The sequence below is a fragment of the Streptococcus mitis ATCC 6249 genome, from assembly GCF_000146585.1.
GTDB lineage: Bacteria > Bacillota > Bacilli > Lactobacillales > Streptococcaceae > Streptococcus > Streptococcus mitis_AZ.
In genome coordinates, this window is sequence record NZ_GL397179.1 from 240334 (window position 1) to 254477 (window position 14144).

General features: G+C 43.7%; 10 protein-coding genes. 8 read left to right on the forward strand and 2 right to left on the reverse strand.

The window, feature by feature from the left end; all coding sequences use genetic code 11:
* On the forward strand, positions 1 to 865 hold an 865-nt coding region (locus tag HMPREF8571_RS03130), incomplete at its 5' end, for an LPXTG cell wall anchor domain-containing protein (protein WP_176601552.1).
* A gap of 112 nt (positions 866 to 977) precedes the next feature.
* On the opposite strand, the gene HMPREF8571_RS03135 is transcribed toward HMPREF8571_RS03130, so the two are convergent.
* Positions 978 to 3074 (reverse strand): GH92 family glycosyl hydrolase, encoded by a 2097-nt coding sequence (locus HMPREF8571_RS03135; RefSeq protein WP_000803389.1) that lies wholly within the window; start codon positions 3072 to 3074, stop codon positions 978 to 980.
* 171 nt (positions 3075 to 3245) lie between these two features.
* Here HMPREF8571_RS03135 and HMPREF8571_RS03140 point away from each other — a divergent pair, with 171 nt between their 5' ends.
* Positions 3246 to 4526 (forward strand): glycoside hydrolase family 125 protein, encoded by a 1281-nt coding sequence (locus HMPREF8571_RS03140; protein WP_000263073.1) that lies wholly within the window; start codon positions 3246 to 3248, stop codon positions 4524 to 4526.
* On the opposite strand, the gene HMPREF8571_RS11475 is transcribed toward HMPREF8571_RS03140, so the two are convergent.
* Positions 4523 to 4714 (reverse strand): hypothetical protein, encoded by a 192-nt coding sequence (locus HMPREF8571_RS11475; protein ID WP_000693215.1) that lies wholly within the window; start codon positions 4712 to 4714, stop codon positions 4523 to 4525. The two genes, HMPREF8571_RS03140 and HMPREF8571_RS11475, sit on opposite strands and share 4 nt — an antisense overlap.
* Before the next feature lie 106 nt (positions 4715 to 4820).
* Here HMPREF8571_RS11475 and HMPREF8571_RS03150 point away from each other — a divergent pair, with 106 nt between their 5' ends.
* From HMPREF8571_RS03150 to HMPREF8571_RS03180, 6 genes are all read left to right on the forward strand, one after another.
* The gene (locus HMPREF8571_RS03150) at positions 4821 to 7466 is read left to right on the forward strand and encodes an alpha-mannosidase (protein ID WP_000432725.1); all 2646 of its coding nucleotides are present in this window, start codon (positions 4821 to 4823) and stop codon (positions 7464 to 7466) included.
* Positions 7467 to 7562: 96 nt separating this feature from the next.
* Positions 7563 to 8432 carry an ROK family protein gene (locus tag HMPREF8571_RS03155; RefSeq protein WP_000150736.1) on the forward strand — a complete coding sequence of 290 codons (870 nt, stop codon included), beginning with the start codon at positions 7563 to 7565 and terminating at the stop codon, positions 8430 to 8432.
* Positions 8426 to 10306, forward strand: a complete 1881-nt coding sequence (locus HMPREF8571_RS03160; RefSeq protein WP_000234377.1) for a beta-N-acetylhexosaminidase — start codon at positions 8426 to 8428, stop codon at positions 10304 to 10306. Before HMPREF8571_RS03155 ends, HMPREF8571_RS03160 begins: the two co-directional genes overlap by 7 nt.
* Before the next feature lie 358 nt (positions 10307 to 10664).
* Entirely contained in the window at positions 10665 to 11594 is a 930-nt protein-coding gene (locus tag HMPREF8571_RS03170; RefSeq protein ID WP_000714574.1) for an ABC transporter permease, read from the forward strand.
* A gap of 13 nt (positions 11595 to 11607) precedes the next feature.
* On the forward strand, positions 11608 to 12528 hold the full coding sequence (locus tag HMPREF8571_RS03175) for a carbohydrate ABC transporter permease (protein WP_000818292.1): 921 nt from the start codon (positions 11608 to 11610) through the stop codon (positions 12526 to 12528).
* A 107-nt stretch (positions 12529 to 12635) separates the two neighbouring features.
* Positions 12636 to 14120: an ABC transporter substrate-binding protein gene (locus HMPREF8571_RS03180; RefSeq protein ID WP_000800426.1), complete on the forward strand. Its 1485-nt coding sequence runs from the start codon at positions 12636 to 12638 to the stop codon at positions 14118 to 14120.
* Positions 14121 to 14144: the final 24 nt, after the last annotated feature.

The window sequence follows — 14144 nt, forward strand, 5'->3', positions numbered from 1 at the left end:
AAATGGAGCAAACACACCAGCAACTAAGACAGTAGTAAAAGATCCAGCTAACTTAACAGATGAAGAAAAAGCAAAAGTTAAGAAAGCAGTAGAGGATGTAAACCCAGGATCAACTGTAGTAGTAAATGATAAAGGTGATGTAATCGTTACTAAAGGTGATGGAACAGTATTAGTAATCCCAGAACTTGACTTAGTAATTCCAGAAGATAAATTAACTGATCCAACTCAACAAAATGGTGTAAACACACCAGCAACTAGAGTGTTAGTTGGAGATAAAGCTAAATTAACAGCTGATGAAATTGAAAAAGTTAAAGAATCAATTAAAGCAGTCAACCCAGGTGCAACTGTAGTAGTAGACGAAAACGGAAATGCAACAGTCACAACATCAGAAGGTAAGACAGCAACAATTCCAGCAGCTCAATTAGTTAAAGATGCTAAAGATGTTGTAGCTAAGAACAATGGTGAAAACATCAACGTTGACTTCGAAAAAGAAACAGTAGCAGACCTCAATAACTTAACAGATGCAGAAAAAGAAGCTGCAAAAGCTAAGATTAAAGGAGCAAATGCTGATGTGGTAGAAGTTATCTTCGACAAAGCAGGAAATGCAACTGTAATTACTAAAGATGGTAAAGTTTACACAATCGTATCCAAAGATATCTTTAAACAACGTTCTTCTACAGACAATGGAAGTTCAGCTAATACTGGTCAAATAGTATCAGAACACACAAATGCGCGTAAAGCAGCTAAAAAGTTGCCAAATACAGGTACAGCAGATTCTACTGTAGCTATGGTAGCAGCTGCCGCAAGTGCAGTACTTGGTCTTGGTCTTGCAGGCCGTCGTCGTAAAGAAGACGAAGAAGCTTAATTAGTAGATTGTTTGATAAACATCAGATGATAAGTCCGATTTTCAAAGCTTAAATAAGTACCTCTCGTAAGAAAATCTCCTAGCAGGAAAGTCTGCTAGGAGATTTTTGATTTCAGGAAGTGGACGGCTGACTTGGTAACCAGCTGAGGGTGAAGATCAGTTGCTCAGCTTTCAAGAGGTCTTGGTGTTGGATGCTAGATACAGAGGTCTGGTCCAATCGGCATTCTTTGACAAAGTTGAAATGGCTGTGGTTTTGCTCGGCATGGATATCCAGCCATTTATTTTCCTTAGCCAGGTAGATACGGAGATAGTCAAAGAGAGGAATTCCGAGATCGTAACCTGGTTTGCCTGGACAGGTCGGGTAGAATCCAAGAGCCGACCAGATGTACCAAGCAGAGAGACTACCGTTGTCCTCATCGCCAGGATAGGCTTGCCAACTTGGGTGAAAGGCTTTTTGACGTATCGTCTTAATGATAAGGGCAGTGTAGTCTGGATAGTTGCTGTAGCGAAAGAGATATGGAATGTGGAAGCTAGGCTGGTTAGAGATGGCGAGTTGTCCAAAGGGAGCTGTTGCCATCTCGCTCATTTCATGAATCTCGTAACCATAGCCGGTCGTTTCAAAGAGAGGAGCATCCTGACAGGCTTTCAAAAGGTAGTGGCTAAAGGCTTCTTTTCCACCCATCAGTTGGATTAAGCCGGGGATGTCGTGGAGAACGCCTAAAGTAGCTTGAATGGCGGAACACTCGGCGTAGTCTCGTCCCCAACTGTAAGGAGAGAAGTCAGGTCGGAAGTTGCCTTGACGATCTCGCGCACGCATATAGCCTGTCTCAGAGTCAAAGAGATGACGGAAATTCTGCGATGCGACCTTATAAGTCTGGGCGATGTCATTCTGACCTTGTTTTTTGGCACAGCTGGCGATGCAAAAATCACTATAGGCATAGTCAAGGGTGTGGCTGACGCTTTCGTGGTGGTCGGTAGAGAGGTAGCCCAGTTCTTGGTATTGGGCTAGTCCGTGACGACCATTGATGTCGAGAGGGTCGGACTTAGTGGCTGTCTCTAGCATGGCTTGGAGGAGTTCTTCTTCCAAGTCGGGAGCCATATCCTTGCAGGCGCTGTCTGCGATAATGCCGTCCAATAGAGTACCAGGCATCATACCACGTTCATCTGGAGCCAGCCATTTTGGAAGGAATCCAGTATCGCGGTAGCTATTGAGGAAACCTTCTAGAAAGCGGTGATAGTGTTCCGGTATGACAAGCGCAAAGAGGGGGAAGGTGGTGCGGAAGGTATCCCAGAAACCATTGTTGCTAAAGAGGACGCCGGGCTTGACAGTACCAGTAGACAAATCCATGTGGATGGCCTGCCCTGACTCGTTCACCTCATAAAATGTCTGTGGGAAGAGGAAGAGTCTGTAGAGGCAGTGGTCAAAGAAGGTCCGGTCGGTTTCCCCTGTCTCCACGATATCAAAACGGTGGAGGAGGTTTTCCCAGTTTGCTTGGGCATTTGTTTTACAGCTATCAAAGTCCGTTTGAGGTAGATTAAGCAGCGCTTGAGAAGGAGAGATGAAAGAAGTCGCTAGTTGGATTTCAGCATGGCTATCTGCGAGGTCAATTCGCCAGTCTCTGCTTTCTTGGCTGACAGCAAGAATATCCGTGTTCATTTGCAGAGAAGTGAACAGTATCAGCGGATTTTTATTGGTCTCTGTTTTGCCTTCTTGTCTGAGGGCCAGAGTCCGCTTATCTACCTGCTCCACTGTCAGTTCATCTGCTGCGTGAAGATAGAGGGCGAGGGATTTGCCTTGCTTTTGCTCCAAACGAATAGAAGCGCCATAGCAAGTCGGTGTGAGCTGGGTTTCAATCTGATAACGCAGAGAAAAGAGTTTCAAATAGTGAGGCTGGAAGCAAGCTTTGTCTATATCATAAGAAGACTGGCGGTGAAAGAGACTGTCTCCCCCAAGCTGGCCTGTGACAGGTGTCAGAAGGAGCCATGAGTAGTCCCCAATCCAAGGGCTGGGCTGGTGGGTTAAGCGAATTCCCTGAAAGATGGGCAGATGCGGATCGAAGAACCAAGCTCCCTCCTGATCACTGGTCTGGGGCACAAAATAATTCATCCCAAAAGGCACGCCTGTGTAGGGCAGGGTATTTCCCTGAGAGAAGGCATGCTTGCTAGCAGTACCAAAGCGGGTATCGATGGTTTCAAGTAGTGGTTTCATGGTATTTCCTTTAGCTGTTTTTCTACATTATATCAGAAAAATGAGACCTTTAGATATGGGGTTCGAAAGTAAGCAATTTTGTAGAAAAATGACTATCATTTGTGTATGTATTTTCTGGACTAAAAGCTATATACTGAACATGAAACTTGTTTGAAAGAGGTAAAATTAAAAATGGTTTATTCAAAAGAGATTGTCAGAGAGTGGCTGGATGAAGTAGCAGAGCGTGCCAAGGACCATCCGGAGTGGGTGGATGTCTTTGAACGTTGCTATACCGACACCTTGGACAATACGGTTGAGATCCTAGAAGATGGTTCAACTTTTGTGCTCACAGGAGACATTCCTGCTATGTGGCTTCGGGATTCGACTGCCCAACTCAGACCCTATCTTCATGTGGCTAAAAGAGATTCTCTCTTGCGTCAGACCATTGCAGGTTTGGTCAAGCGTCAGATGACCTTGGTACTCAAGGATCCTTATGCCAATTCCTTTAACATTGAGGAGAACTGGAAGGGCCACCACGAGACTGACCACACAGATCTTAACGGCTGGATCTGGGAACGCAAGTATGAGGTGGACTCGCTTTGCTATCCTTTGCAGTTGGCTTATCTCCTTTGGAAAGAGACTGGCGAAACCAGTCAGTTTGATGAAACTTTTGTCGCTGCGACCAAGGAAATTCTTCATCTCTGGACAGTAGAGCAGGACCACAACAACTCTCCATATCGTTTTGTCCGCGATACAGACCGCAAGGAAGATACTCTGGTAAATGATGGCTTTGGACCTGACTTTGCCCTGACAGGTATGACCTGGTCAGCTTTTCGTCCAAGTGATGATTGCTGTCAGTATAGCTACTTGATTCCATCCAATATGTTTGCGGTCATTGTCTTGGGTTATGTCCAAGAAATCTTTGCAGAATTGAATCTAGCTGATAGCGAGAGTGTCATCGCAGACGCTAAACGTCTGCAAGCAGAGATCCAAGAAGGGATCGAAAACTACGCCTACACCACTAACAGCAAGGGTGAAAAGATTTACGCCTTTGAAGTGGATGGTCTAGGAAATGCCAGCATCATGGATGATCCAAACGTACCAAGTCTGCTGGCTGCGCCTTATCTGGGCTACTGCGACATTGACGATGAGGTTTACCAAGCAACTCGTCGGACCATTCTGAGCCCGGAAAATCCTTACTTCTACCAAGGAGAATACGCTAGCGGACTTGGAAGCTCTCACACCTTCTATCGTTATATCTGGCCAATCGCCCTTTCTATCCAAGGTTTGACAACAAACGATAAGGAAGAGAAAAAATACCTGCTTGACCAGCTAGTTGCCTGCGATGGTGGAACAGGTGTTATGCATGAAAGCTTCCACGTTGACGATCCGACTCTTTACTCTCGTGAATGGTTCTCATGGGCCAACATGATGTTCTGTGAGTTAGTCTTGGATTACCTGGGTATCCGTTAATACTCTTCGAAAATCTCTTCAAACCACGTCAGCTTCGCCTTGCCGTAGGTATGGTTACTGACTTCGTCAGTTCTATCCACAACCTCAAAGCAGTGTTTTGAGCTGACTTCGTCAGTTCTATCTACAACCTCAAAGCCATGCTTTGAGCAGCCTGCGGCTAGCTTCCTAGTTTGCTCTTTGATTTTCATTGAGTATAAGGAGCAGGCTTTTGCTCAACTGATTCTAGGAACGAATCACAAATTCACATTTAAAACGTTAAAAATAAAAATTTAATTTAGAATGAGGTTTTACTTCATGGAAAATGTTGTCGTACATATTATCTCACATAGTCACTGGGACCGTGAGTGGTACTTACCTTTTGAAAGCCACCGTATGCAGTTGGTGGAATTATTTGACAATCTTTTTGACCTTTTTGAAAATGATCCTGAGTTCAAGAGCTTCCACTTGGATGGTCAAACCATTGTCCTTGATGACTACTTGGAAATTCGTCCTGAAAATCGCGACAAAGTCCAAGGTTACATCGACCAAGGCAAACTCAAAATTGGTCCCTTTTACATCTTGCAGGATGACTACTTGATTTCCAGTGAAGCCAATGTTCGCAATACCTTGATTGGCCAAGCAGAATGTGCAAAATGGGGCAAATCAACCCAGGTTGGTTACTTCCCAGATACCTTTGGAAATATGGGGCAAGCTCCTCAAATCCTTCAAAAATCAGGCATTCACGTGGCAGCCTTTGGCCGTGGTGTCAAGCCGATTGGCTTTGACAACCAAGTCCTCGAAGATGAGCAGTTTACTTCCCAGTTTTCAGAAATGTACTGGCAGGGTGCAGACGGAAGTCGTGTCCTCGGTATTCTCTTTGCCAACTGGTACAGTAATGGGAATGAAATTCCAGTGGATAAAGACGAGGCCTTGACCTTCTGGAAACAAAAATTGGCAGACGTGCGTGACTACGCTTCGACCAACCAATGGTTGATGATGAATGGATGTGACCACCAGCCTGTACAGCGAAATCTGAGTGAGGCCATTCGTGTGGCAAATGAACTCTTCCCAGATGTGACCTTTGTGCATAGTTCCTTTGATGACTACATCCACGCAGTAGAAAGTGCTCTGCCGGAGCAACTATCAACGGTTACAGGCGAGTTGACCAGTCAAGAAACAGACGGTTGGTACACACTTGCCAACACTTCTTCTTCACGGATTTACCTCAAACAAGCCTTCCAAGAAAATAGCAACCTGCTAGAACAAGTAGTGGAACCATTGACTGTCATCACTGGTGGACATAACCACAAGGACCAGTTGACCTATGCTTGGAAAGTCCTTCTACAAAATGCGCCCCATGATAGTATCTGTGGCTGTAGTATTGACGAAGTTCACCGTGAGATGGAAACACGTTTTGCCAAGGTCAACCAAGTCGGAAACTTCGTTAAGACCAATCTTCTCAACGAGTGGAAGGGTAAAATTGCAACCCAGGAAGCTCAAAGCGACCATCTCTTTACCGTCATCAATACAGGCTTGCATGACAAGGTTGATACTGTCAGCACAGTGATTGATGTGGCGACTTGTGATTTTAAAGAATTGCACCCAACAGAAGGCTATAAGAAAATGGCAGCCTTGACCTTGCCAAGCTACCGTGTCGAAGACTTGGAAGGGCATGCTGTAGAAGCGAAAATCGAAGATCTAGGAGCTAATTTTGAGTATGATTTGCCAAAAGACAAGTTCCGTCAGGCTCGTATCGCTCGACAAGTGCGCGTGACAGTACCTGTTCATCTGGCACCACTTTCTTGGACAACCTTCCAATTGCTCGAAGGAGAACAAGAACACCGTGACGGTATTTACCAAAATGGAGTGATTGATACGCCATTTGTAACGGTCAGTGTGGATGAAAATATCACAGTTTATGACAAGACAACTCATGAAGCGTATGAGAATGTTGTTCGCTTTGAAGACCGTGGTGACATTGGAAATGAGTACATCTATTTCCAACCAAAAGGAACAGAACCTATCTACGCTGAGCTAAAAGGCTATGAGGTCTTGGAAAATACAGCACGTTTTGCCAAGATTTTGCTCAAGCATGAATTGACAATTCCAGTAAGTGCAGACGAAAAACTGGATGCAGAACAAAGAGGCATCATCGAGTTTATGACGCGTGAAGCTGGGCGCTCAGAAGAATTGACAACCCTACCTCTGGAAACAGAGATGACCGTATTTGTTGATAATCCACAAATCCGCTTCAAGACTCGCTTTACTAACACAGCCAAGGATCACCGTATCCGTCTCTTGGTTAAGACTCATAACACGCGTCCAAGCAATGACTCTGAAAGCATCTATGAGGTGGTGACAAGACCAAATAAACCAGCTGCTTCTTGGGAAAATCCTGAAAATCCACAACACCAACAAGCCTTTGTCAGCCTTTATGATGATGAAAAAGGAGTGACGGTGGCCAATAAAGGATTGCACGAGTATGAAATCCTTGGAGACGATACCATTGCCGTGACCATCCTTCGTGCTTCAGGTGAGTTAGGTGACTGGGGTTACTTCCCAACACCAGAGGCTCAGTGCTTGCGCGAGTTTGAAGTCGAGTTTGCACTTGAATGCCACCAAGCAGGGGAACGCTTCTCCGCTTTCCGTCGTGCCAAAGCCTTCCAAACACCATTCACTAGTCTTCAGGTCGCTAAACAAGAAGGAAGTGTGGCAGCGACTGGCAGCCTCTTGAGTCATGCGGCACTCAGCTTACCACAAGTTTGCCCAACAGCCTTTAAAGTGGCGGAAAATGAAGAAGGATATGTACTCCGTTACTACAATATGAGCCAAGAAAATGTGCGTATATCTGAACACCAACAAACCATTCTTGACTTACTTGAGCGACCATATCCAGTTCATTCAGGACTATTGGCTCCACAAGAAATTCGTACAGAATTGATTAAAAAAGAAGACATTTAACAGTTTTAAAGTGTTTGATAACGAATACTATGAGATAGAAAGGAGGGGCGAAAGAGTAAGGATTAACTACTGATTCGTCCCTTTTTTGGTGAAAATATGACGATTGCAACCATTGATATCGGAGGGACTGGGATTAAGTTTGCCAGTCTGACTCCTGATGGAAAAATACTAGATAAGACAAGTACACCGACACCAGAAACCCTAGAAGATTTACTGACTTGGTTAGACCAATGCTTGGCAGAGAAAGATTATAAGGGCATTGCCATGAGCGTTCCAGGCGCGGTCAATCAAGAAACAGGTGTGATTGAGGGAATCAGTGCCGTACCTTACATTCATGGCTTTTCTTGGTATGAGACGCTTGCTCATCATCAGCTACCTGTCCATCTAGAAAATGATGCCAACTGTGTTGGACTTAGTGAACTGCTGGCTCATCCAGAGATTGAAAATGCAGCCTGTGTCGTGATTGGGACAGGAATTGGCGGAGCTATGATAATCAATGGCAAACTTCACCGTGGTCGCCACGGCTTAGGTGGTGAGTTTGGCTATATGACAACCATTGAACCAGCTGAAAAACTCAACAACTGGTCGCTACTAGCCTCTACAGGAAACATGGTTCGCTACGTAATTGAAAAATCTGGTCAGACTGACTGGGATGGTCGCAAGATTTACCAAGAAGCTGCAGCTGGAAATGTCCTTTGCCAAGAAGCCATTGAGCGCATGAACCGTAATCTGGCTCAAGGCTTGCTCAATATCCAGTATCTGATCGATCCAGATGTCATTAGTCTGGGAGGCTCTATCAGTCAAAATCCAGATTTTATCCAAGGCGTCAAAAAAGCTGTTGATGCTTTTGTCGAAACCTACGAAGAATACACGGTCGCACCAGTTATCCAAGCTTGCACCTATCATGCAGATGCCAATCTCTATGGTGCCCTTGTCAACTGGCTGCAGGAGGAAAACCAATGGTAATTTTTACAGGACTTAGTCCCAAACAAGAGCAAGCATTAGAGTTGCTTAAAAAGCATATTTCGCTAGCAGATGTAGAGGTAGCAGTCGCTCAGTCTGACCAAGCCTCTATCTCTATCAAGGGTGAGGGAGGCCACTATCAACTGACTTATCGCAAACCTCACCAACTTTACCGCGCCTTGTCCTTATTGGCAACAGCTCTAGTAGAAGGTGATAAGGTAGAGATTGAAGAACAAGCTGCTTACGAAGAGTTGGCCTATATGGCAGACTGTTCCCGAAATGCAGTGCTAAATGTGGCTTCTGCTAAGCAGATGATTGAGGTCTTGGCTCTCATGGGCTACTCAACCTTTGAGCTTTACATGGAAGACACCTATCAGATTGAGGGACAACCTTACTTTGGTTACTTCCGTGGTGCTTACTCGGCTGAGGAGTTGCAGGAAATAGAAGCCTACGCCCAGCAGTTTGACATGACCTTTGTGCCTTGCATCCAGACCTTGGCCCACTTGTCAGCCTTTGTCAAATGGGGCGTTAAGGAAGTGCAAGAACTCCGTGATGTAGAGGACATTCTCCTTATTGGCGAAGAAAAGGTTTATGATTTGATTGATGGGATGTTTGCCACTCTGTCTAAGTTGCAGACACGCAAGGTCAATATCGGGATGGACGAAGCCCATTTGGTTGGTTTGGGGCGCTACCTCATTTTGAACGGTGTTGTGGACCGTAGTCTCCTCATGTGTCAACACTTGGAGCGCGTGCTGGATATTGCCGATAAGTATGGTTTCCACTGCCAAATGTGGAGTGACATGTTCTTCAAACTCATGTCAGCAGATGGCCAGTACGACCGCGATGTGGAAATTCCTGAGGAAACTCGTGTTTATCTTGACCGTCTCAAAGATCGTGTAACCTTGGTTTATTGGGATTATTACCAGGATAGCGAAGAAAAGTACAATCGTAATTTCCGTAATCACCACAAGATTAGCCAAGATATCGCCTTTGCAGGCGGAGCTTGGAAGTGGATTGGTTTTACCCCACACAACCATTTCAGCCGTCTAGTGGCTATCGAGGCCAATAAAGCCTGTCGTGCTAATCAGATCAAAGAAGTCATCGTAACTGGTTGGGGGGACAATGGTGGCGAGACAGCCCAGTTTTCTATCCTACCAAGCTTGCAAATCTGGGCAGAACTCAGCTACCGCAATGACCTAGACCGTTTGTCTGCACACTTCAAGACCAATACGGGTCTATCAGTTGAGGATTTCATGCAGATAGACCTAGCCAACCTCTTGCCAGATCTACCAGGCAATCTCAGCGGGATCAATCCCAACCGCTATGTCCTTTATCAGGATGTTCTCTGTCCGATTCTTGATCGACACATGACACCTGAACAGGACAAGCCCCACTTCGCTCAGGCTGCGGAGACCCTTGCTGAAATCAAAGAAAAAGCTGGCGCCTACTCTTATCTCTTTGAAACACAGGCTCAGTTGAATGCTATTTTAAGTAGCAAGGTTGATGTAGGACGACGCATTCGTGAAACTTATAAAGTCGGTGACAAAGTCAGCTTGCAGCAAATCGCCAGAGAAGAATTACCAAAACTCAGAAGTGAGATTGAAACATTCCATAAACTCTTTAGTCAACAATGGCTGAAAGAAAACAAGGTTTTTGGTTTGGATACGGTTGATATCCGTATGGGCGGACTCTTACAAAGAATCAAGCGAGCAGAGAGTCGCATCGAGGCTTATCTGGCAGGTCAGATTGACCGTATCGAAGAATTAGAAGTTGAAATCCTTCCATTTAATGATTTTTATGGAGACAAGGACTTTGCAGCCACAACAGCCAACCAGTGGCACACCATTGCGACCGCATCGACGATTTATACGACTTAATACTCTTCGAAAATCTCTTCAAACTACGTCAGCTTCACCTTGCCGTAGGTATGGTTACTGACTTCGTCAGTCTTATCTACAACCTCAAAACGGTGTTTTGAGCAGCCTGCGGCTAGCTTCCTAGTTTGCTCTTTGATTTTCATTGAGTATAAAAACAAGAGCAGTGTCCCCTGTTCAGAGTGTTTCTCGTGAAACCTATTTCTTATAAAAAACTTCTCCACATAAAATAATTTGTGGAGTTTTTTCTATAATTAGTAGTTTAAACTATTCTTAAAATAAGAGTATACTAATTATGTAATCGTTATCAAACCTAAAAATTCGATGAAATCAGTTTTTAGGAATAAAATGGGAGGAAATTATGAAAAAGTTTTCAAAGACCTTGAGAGATAACTGGATTTTTCTCTTGATGGTTTTACCAGGGGCACTTTGGTTGATTCTATTCTTCTATATCCCAGTATTTGGAAATGTGGTCGCCTTTAAAGATTACCATATGAGTGGTGAAGGATTTATCCACAGTATTATGAATAGTAAGTGGGTCGGCCTCGATAACTTTAAGTTCTTGTTTAGTTCTAAAGATGCCTTTATCATTACTCGAAATACCGTCCTTTACAACCTTGGATTCATCTTTATTGGTTTGATTGTGTCGGTTGGAATTGCTATCATCCTCAGTGAGCTTCGTTCTAAGAGAATGGTTAAAATTTTCCAAACGTCTATGTTGTTCCCATACTTCTTGTCATGGGTTATCATCAGTTTCTTTACAGATGCATTCCTCAACATTGACAAGGGTGTGATCAACCACTTCCTTTCTTCCATCGGATTGAAGGAAATTAACTTCTACGCTGACTTAGGTATTTGGCCATATCTTCTCCTTTTCCTAGGTATCTGGAAAGGATTCGGATATAGCAGTGTCATGTACTATGCGACTATCATGGGAATTGACCCTACCTACTACGAAGCAGCAACAGTGGACGGGGCTAGCAAGTGGCAACGGATTCGCAATGTAACCATTCCACAGTTGACACCGCTGATAACTGTTTTGACTATCCTTGCAGTCGGAAACATCTTCCGTGCAGACTTCGGTCTTTTCTACCAAATCCCACACAATGCTGGTCAGCTCTATAATGTAACCAACGTACTAGACGTCTATGTCTATAATGGTTTGACTCAGACAGCGGATATTGGTATGGCATCAGCAGCTGGTCTTTATCAGTCAGTTGTCGGTTTGATTCTGGTTATCCTATCAAACTTGCTTGCAAGACGAGTCGATCCAAATTCAGCACTATTCTAGAAAGGAGGAAAGCATGGCAGAAAAAATTAAAAAAGCAAAAATTGATAATGTCGGCATTCACTCCTTTAGTAAGAAGGCAGATATCTTCTTCAGTGTTATTTCTGGATTGATTGCTCTCTCTTGTATCTTGCCCTTTATCTTTGTCATCATGATTTCCATCACAGATGAAAAGAGCATCCTTCAACATGGATATAGCTTTTTCCCATCACAGTTTGGATTAGATGGCTTCGAGTTTTTGGCTCAGTTTAAAGATAAGATATTACAAGCGCTCTTTATCTCAGTGTTTGTAACAGTAGTCGGAACCTTGACAAACGTCTTTATCACAACAACTTATGCCTACGCCATTTCACGGACAACCTTTAAGTACCGCAGATTCTTTACAGTTTTCGTCCTACTTAGTATGTTGTTCAACGCCGGTTTGGTTCCAGGCTATATCGTGGTAACTCGTTTGCTTCAACTAGGTGATACAGTTTGGGCCTTGATTGTTCCAATGCTTCTCTCACCATTTAACATCATCTTGATGCGTTCCTTCTTCAAGAAGACCATTCCAGAAGCCATTCTGGAGTCCGCTCGTATCGATGGTGCTAGTGAAGCACGGATCTTCTTCCAAATCTGTTTACCATTGTCATTACCAGGTATCGCAACCATCACGCTTTTGACAGCTCTTGGTTTCTGGAACGACTGGTTCAACGCCCTTCTTTACATCAAGAGTGACAACTTGTATCCATTGCAGTATTTGCTCATGCAAATCCAGCAAAATATGGACTACATCGCCAAAGCAGTCGGCCTTTCTGGTCAATTGGGAGTCGCTCTTCCAAAGGAAACAGGACGTATGGCCATGGTTGTCGTTGCAACCCTTCCGATTGCCATTCTGTATCCATTCTTCCAACGCTACTTTGTAAAAGGTTTGACCATCGGTGGTGTGAAAGAATAGGACTTACTGAGAAACATCGTTTCTCCCTTCCCAACTTCATCTTAGTGACTGAAGTTAAAATCATTAAATCGTTTATAAGTTTAAAAATAAAAAAAGGAGTTTTTATCATGAAAAACTGGAAAAAATATGCTTTTGCATCTGCTAGCGTAGTAGCTTTGGCTGCAAGTCTTGCTGCTTGTGGAAACCTTTCAGGTAACAACAAAAAAGCTGCTGACTCAGGATCAGGAGAAAAACCTGTTATTAAAATGTACCAAATCGGTGACAAGCCAGATAACTTGGATGAATTGCTAGAAAATGCAAACAAAATCATCGAAGAAAAAGTTGGTGCTAAATTGGATATCCAATACCTTGGATGGGGTGACTACGGTAAGAAAATGTCCGTTATCACATCATCAGGTGAAAACTACGATATCGCTTTCGCAGATAACTACATCGTAAACGCGCAAAAAGGTGCTTATGCTGACTTGACAGAATTGTACAAGAAAGAAGGGGCAGAGCTTTATAAAGCACTTGACCCAGCTTACATCAAAGGGAACACTGTAAACGGTAAGATCTACGCTGTTCCAGTTGCGGCTAACGTTGCATCTTCACAAAACTTTGCCTTCAACGGAACTCTTCTTGCTAAATACGGTATCGACATTTCAGGTGTAAATTCATACGAAACACTTGAACCAGTCTTGAAACAAATCAAAGAAAAAGCTCCAGATGTAGTACCATTTGCAGTTACTAAGAACTTCATCCCTTCTGAAAACTTTGACTACCCAGTAGCAAACGGACTTCCATTCGTTATCGACCTTGAAGGGGATACTACTAAGATCGTAAACCGTTACGACGTTCCTCGTTTCAAAGAACACTTGAAGACTCTTCACAAATTCTACGAAGCAGGATACATTCCAAAAGACGTAGCAACAAGCGACACTTCATTTGACCTTCAACAAGACACTTGGTTCGTTCGTGAAGAAACAGTAGGACCAGCTGACTACGGTAACAGCTTGCTCTCACGTGTTGCTAACAAAGACATCCAAATCAAACCATTCACTAACTTCATCAAGAAAAACCAAACAACTCAAGTTGCTAACTTTGTTATCTCAAACAACTCTAAGAACAAAGAAAAATCAATGGAAGTGTTGAACCTCTTGAACACGAACCCTGAACTCTTGAACGGACTTGTTTACGGTCCAGAAGGCAAGAACTGGGAGAAAATTCCAGGTAAAGAAAACCGTGTTCGTGTCCTTGAAGGATACAAAGGAAACACTCACATGGGTGGATGGAACACTGGTAACAACTGGATCCTTTACATCAACGAAAACGTTACAGACCAACAAATCGAAGATTCTAAGAAACAATTGGCAGAAGCTAAAGAATCTCCAGCGCTTGGATTCATCTTTAACACTGATAGCGTAAAATCTGAAATCTCTGCAATCACTAACACAATGCAACAATTCGATACAGCTATCAACACTGGTACTGTAGACCCTGATAAAGCTATTCCAGAATTGATGGAAAAATTGAAATCTGAAGGTGCATACCAAAAAGTATTGGATGAAATGCAAAAACAATACGACGAATTTTTGAAAAGCAAAAAATCATAAGACAAACTGATTTCGTGTATTCAT

Excerpts from the sequence above, each read along its gene's own strand:
- HMPREF8571_RS03135 (WP_000803389.1), bottom strand. The coding sequence starts at position 3,074 with ATGAAACCACTACTTGAAACCATCGATACCCGCTTTGGTACTGCTAGC.
- HMPREF8571_RS03155 (WP_000150736.1), top strand. The coding sequence starts at position 7,563 with ATGACGATTGCAACCATTGATATCGGAGGGACTGGGATTAAGTTTGCC.
- HMPREF8571_RS03170 (WP_000714574.1), top strand. The coding sequence starts at position 10,665 with ATGAAAAAGTTTTCAAAGACCTTGAGAGATAACTGGATTTTTCTCTTG.
- HMPREF8571_RS03160 (WP_000234377.1), top strand. The coding sequence starts at position 8,426 with ATGGTAATTTTTACAGGACTTAGTCCCAAACAAGAGCAAGCATTAGAG.
- HMPREF8571_RS03175 (WP_000818292.1), top strand. The coding sequence starts at position 11,608 with ATGGCAGAAAAAATTAAAAAAGCAAAAATTGATAATGTCGGCATTCAC.
- HMPREF8571_RS03150 (WP_000432725.1), top strand. The coding sequence starts at position 4,821 with ATGGAAAATGTTGTCGTACATATTATCTCACATAGTCACTGGGACCGT.
- HMPREF8571_RS11475 (WP_000693215.1), bottom strand. The coding sequence starts at position 4,714 with ATGAAAATCAAAGAGCAAACTAGGAAGCTAGCCGCAGGCTGCTCAAAG.
- HMPREF8571_RS03180 (WP_000800426.1), top strand. The coding sequence starts at position 12,636 with ATGAAAAACTGGAAAAAATATGCTTTTGCATCTGCTAGCGTAGTAGCT.
- HMPREF8571_RS03140 (WP_000263073.1), top strand. The coding sequence starts at position 3,246 with ATGGTTTATTCAAAAGAGATTGTCAGAGAGTGGCTGGATGAAGTAGCA.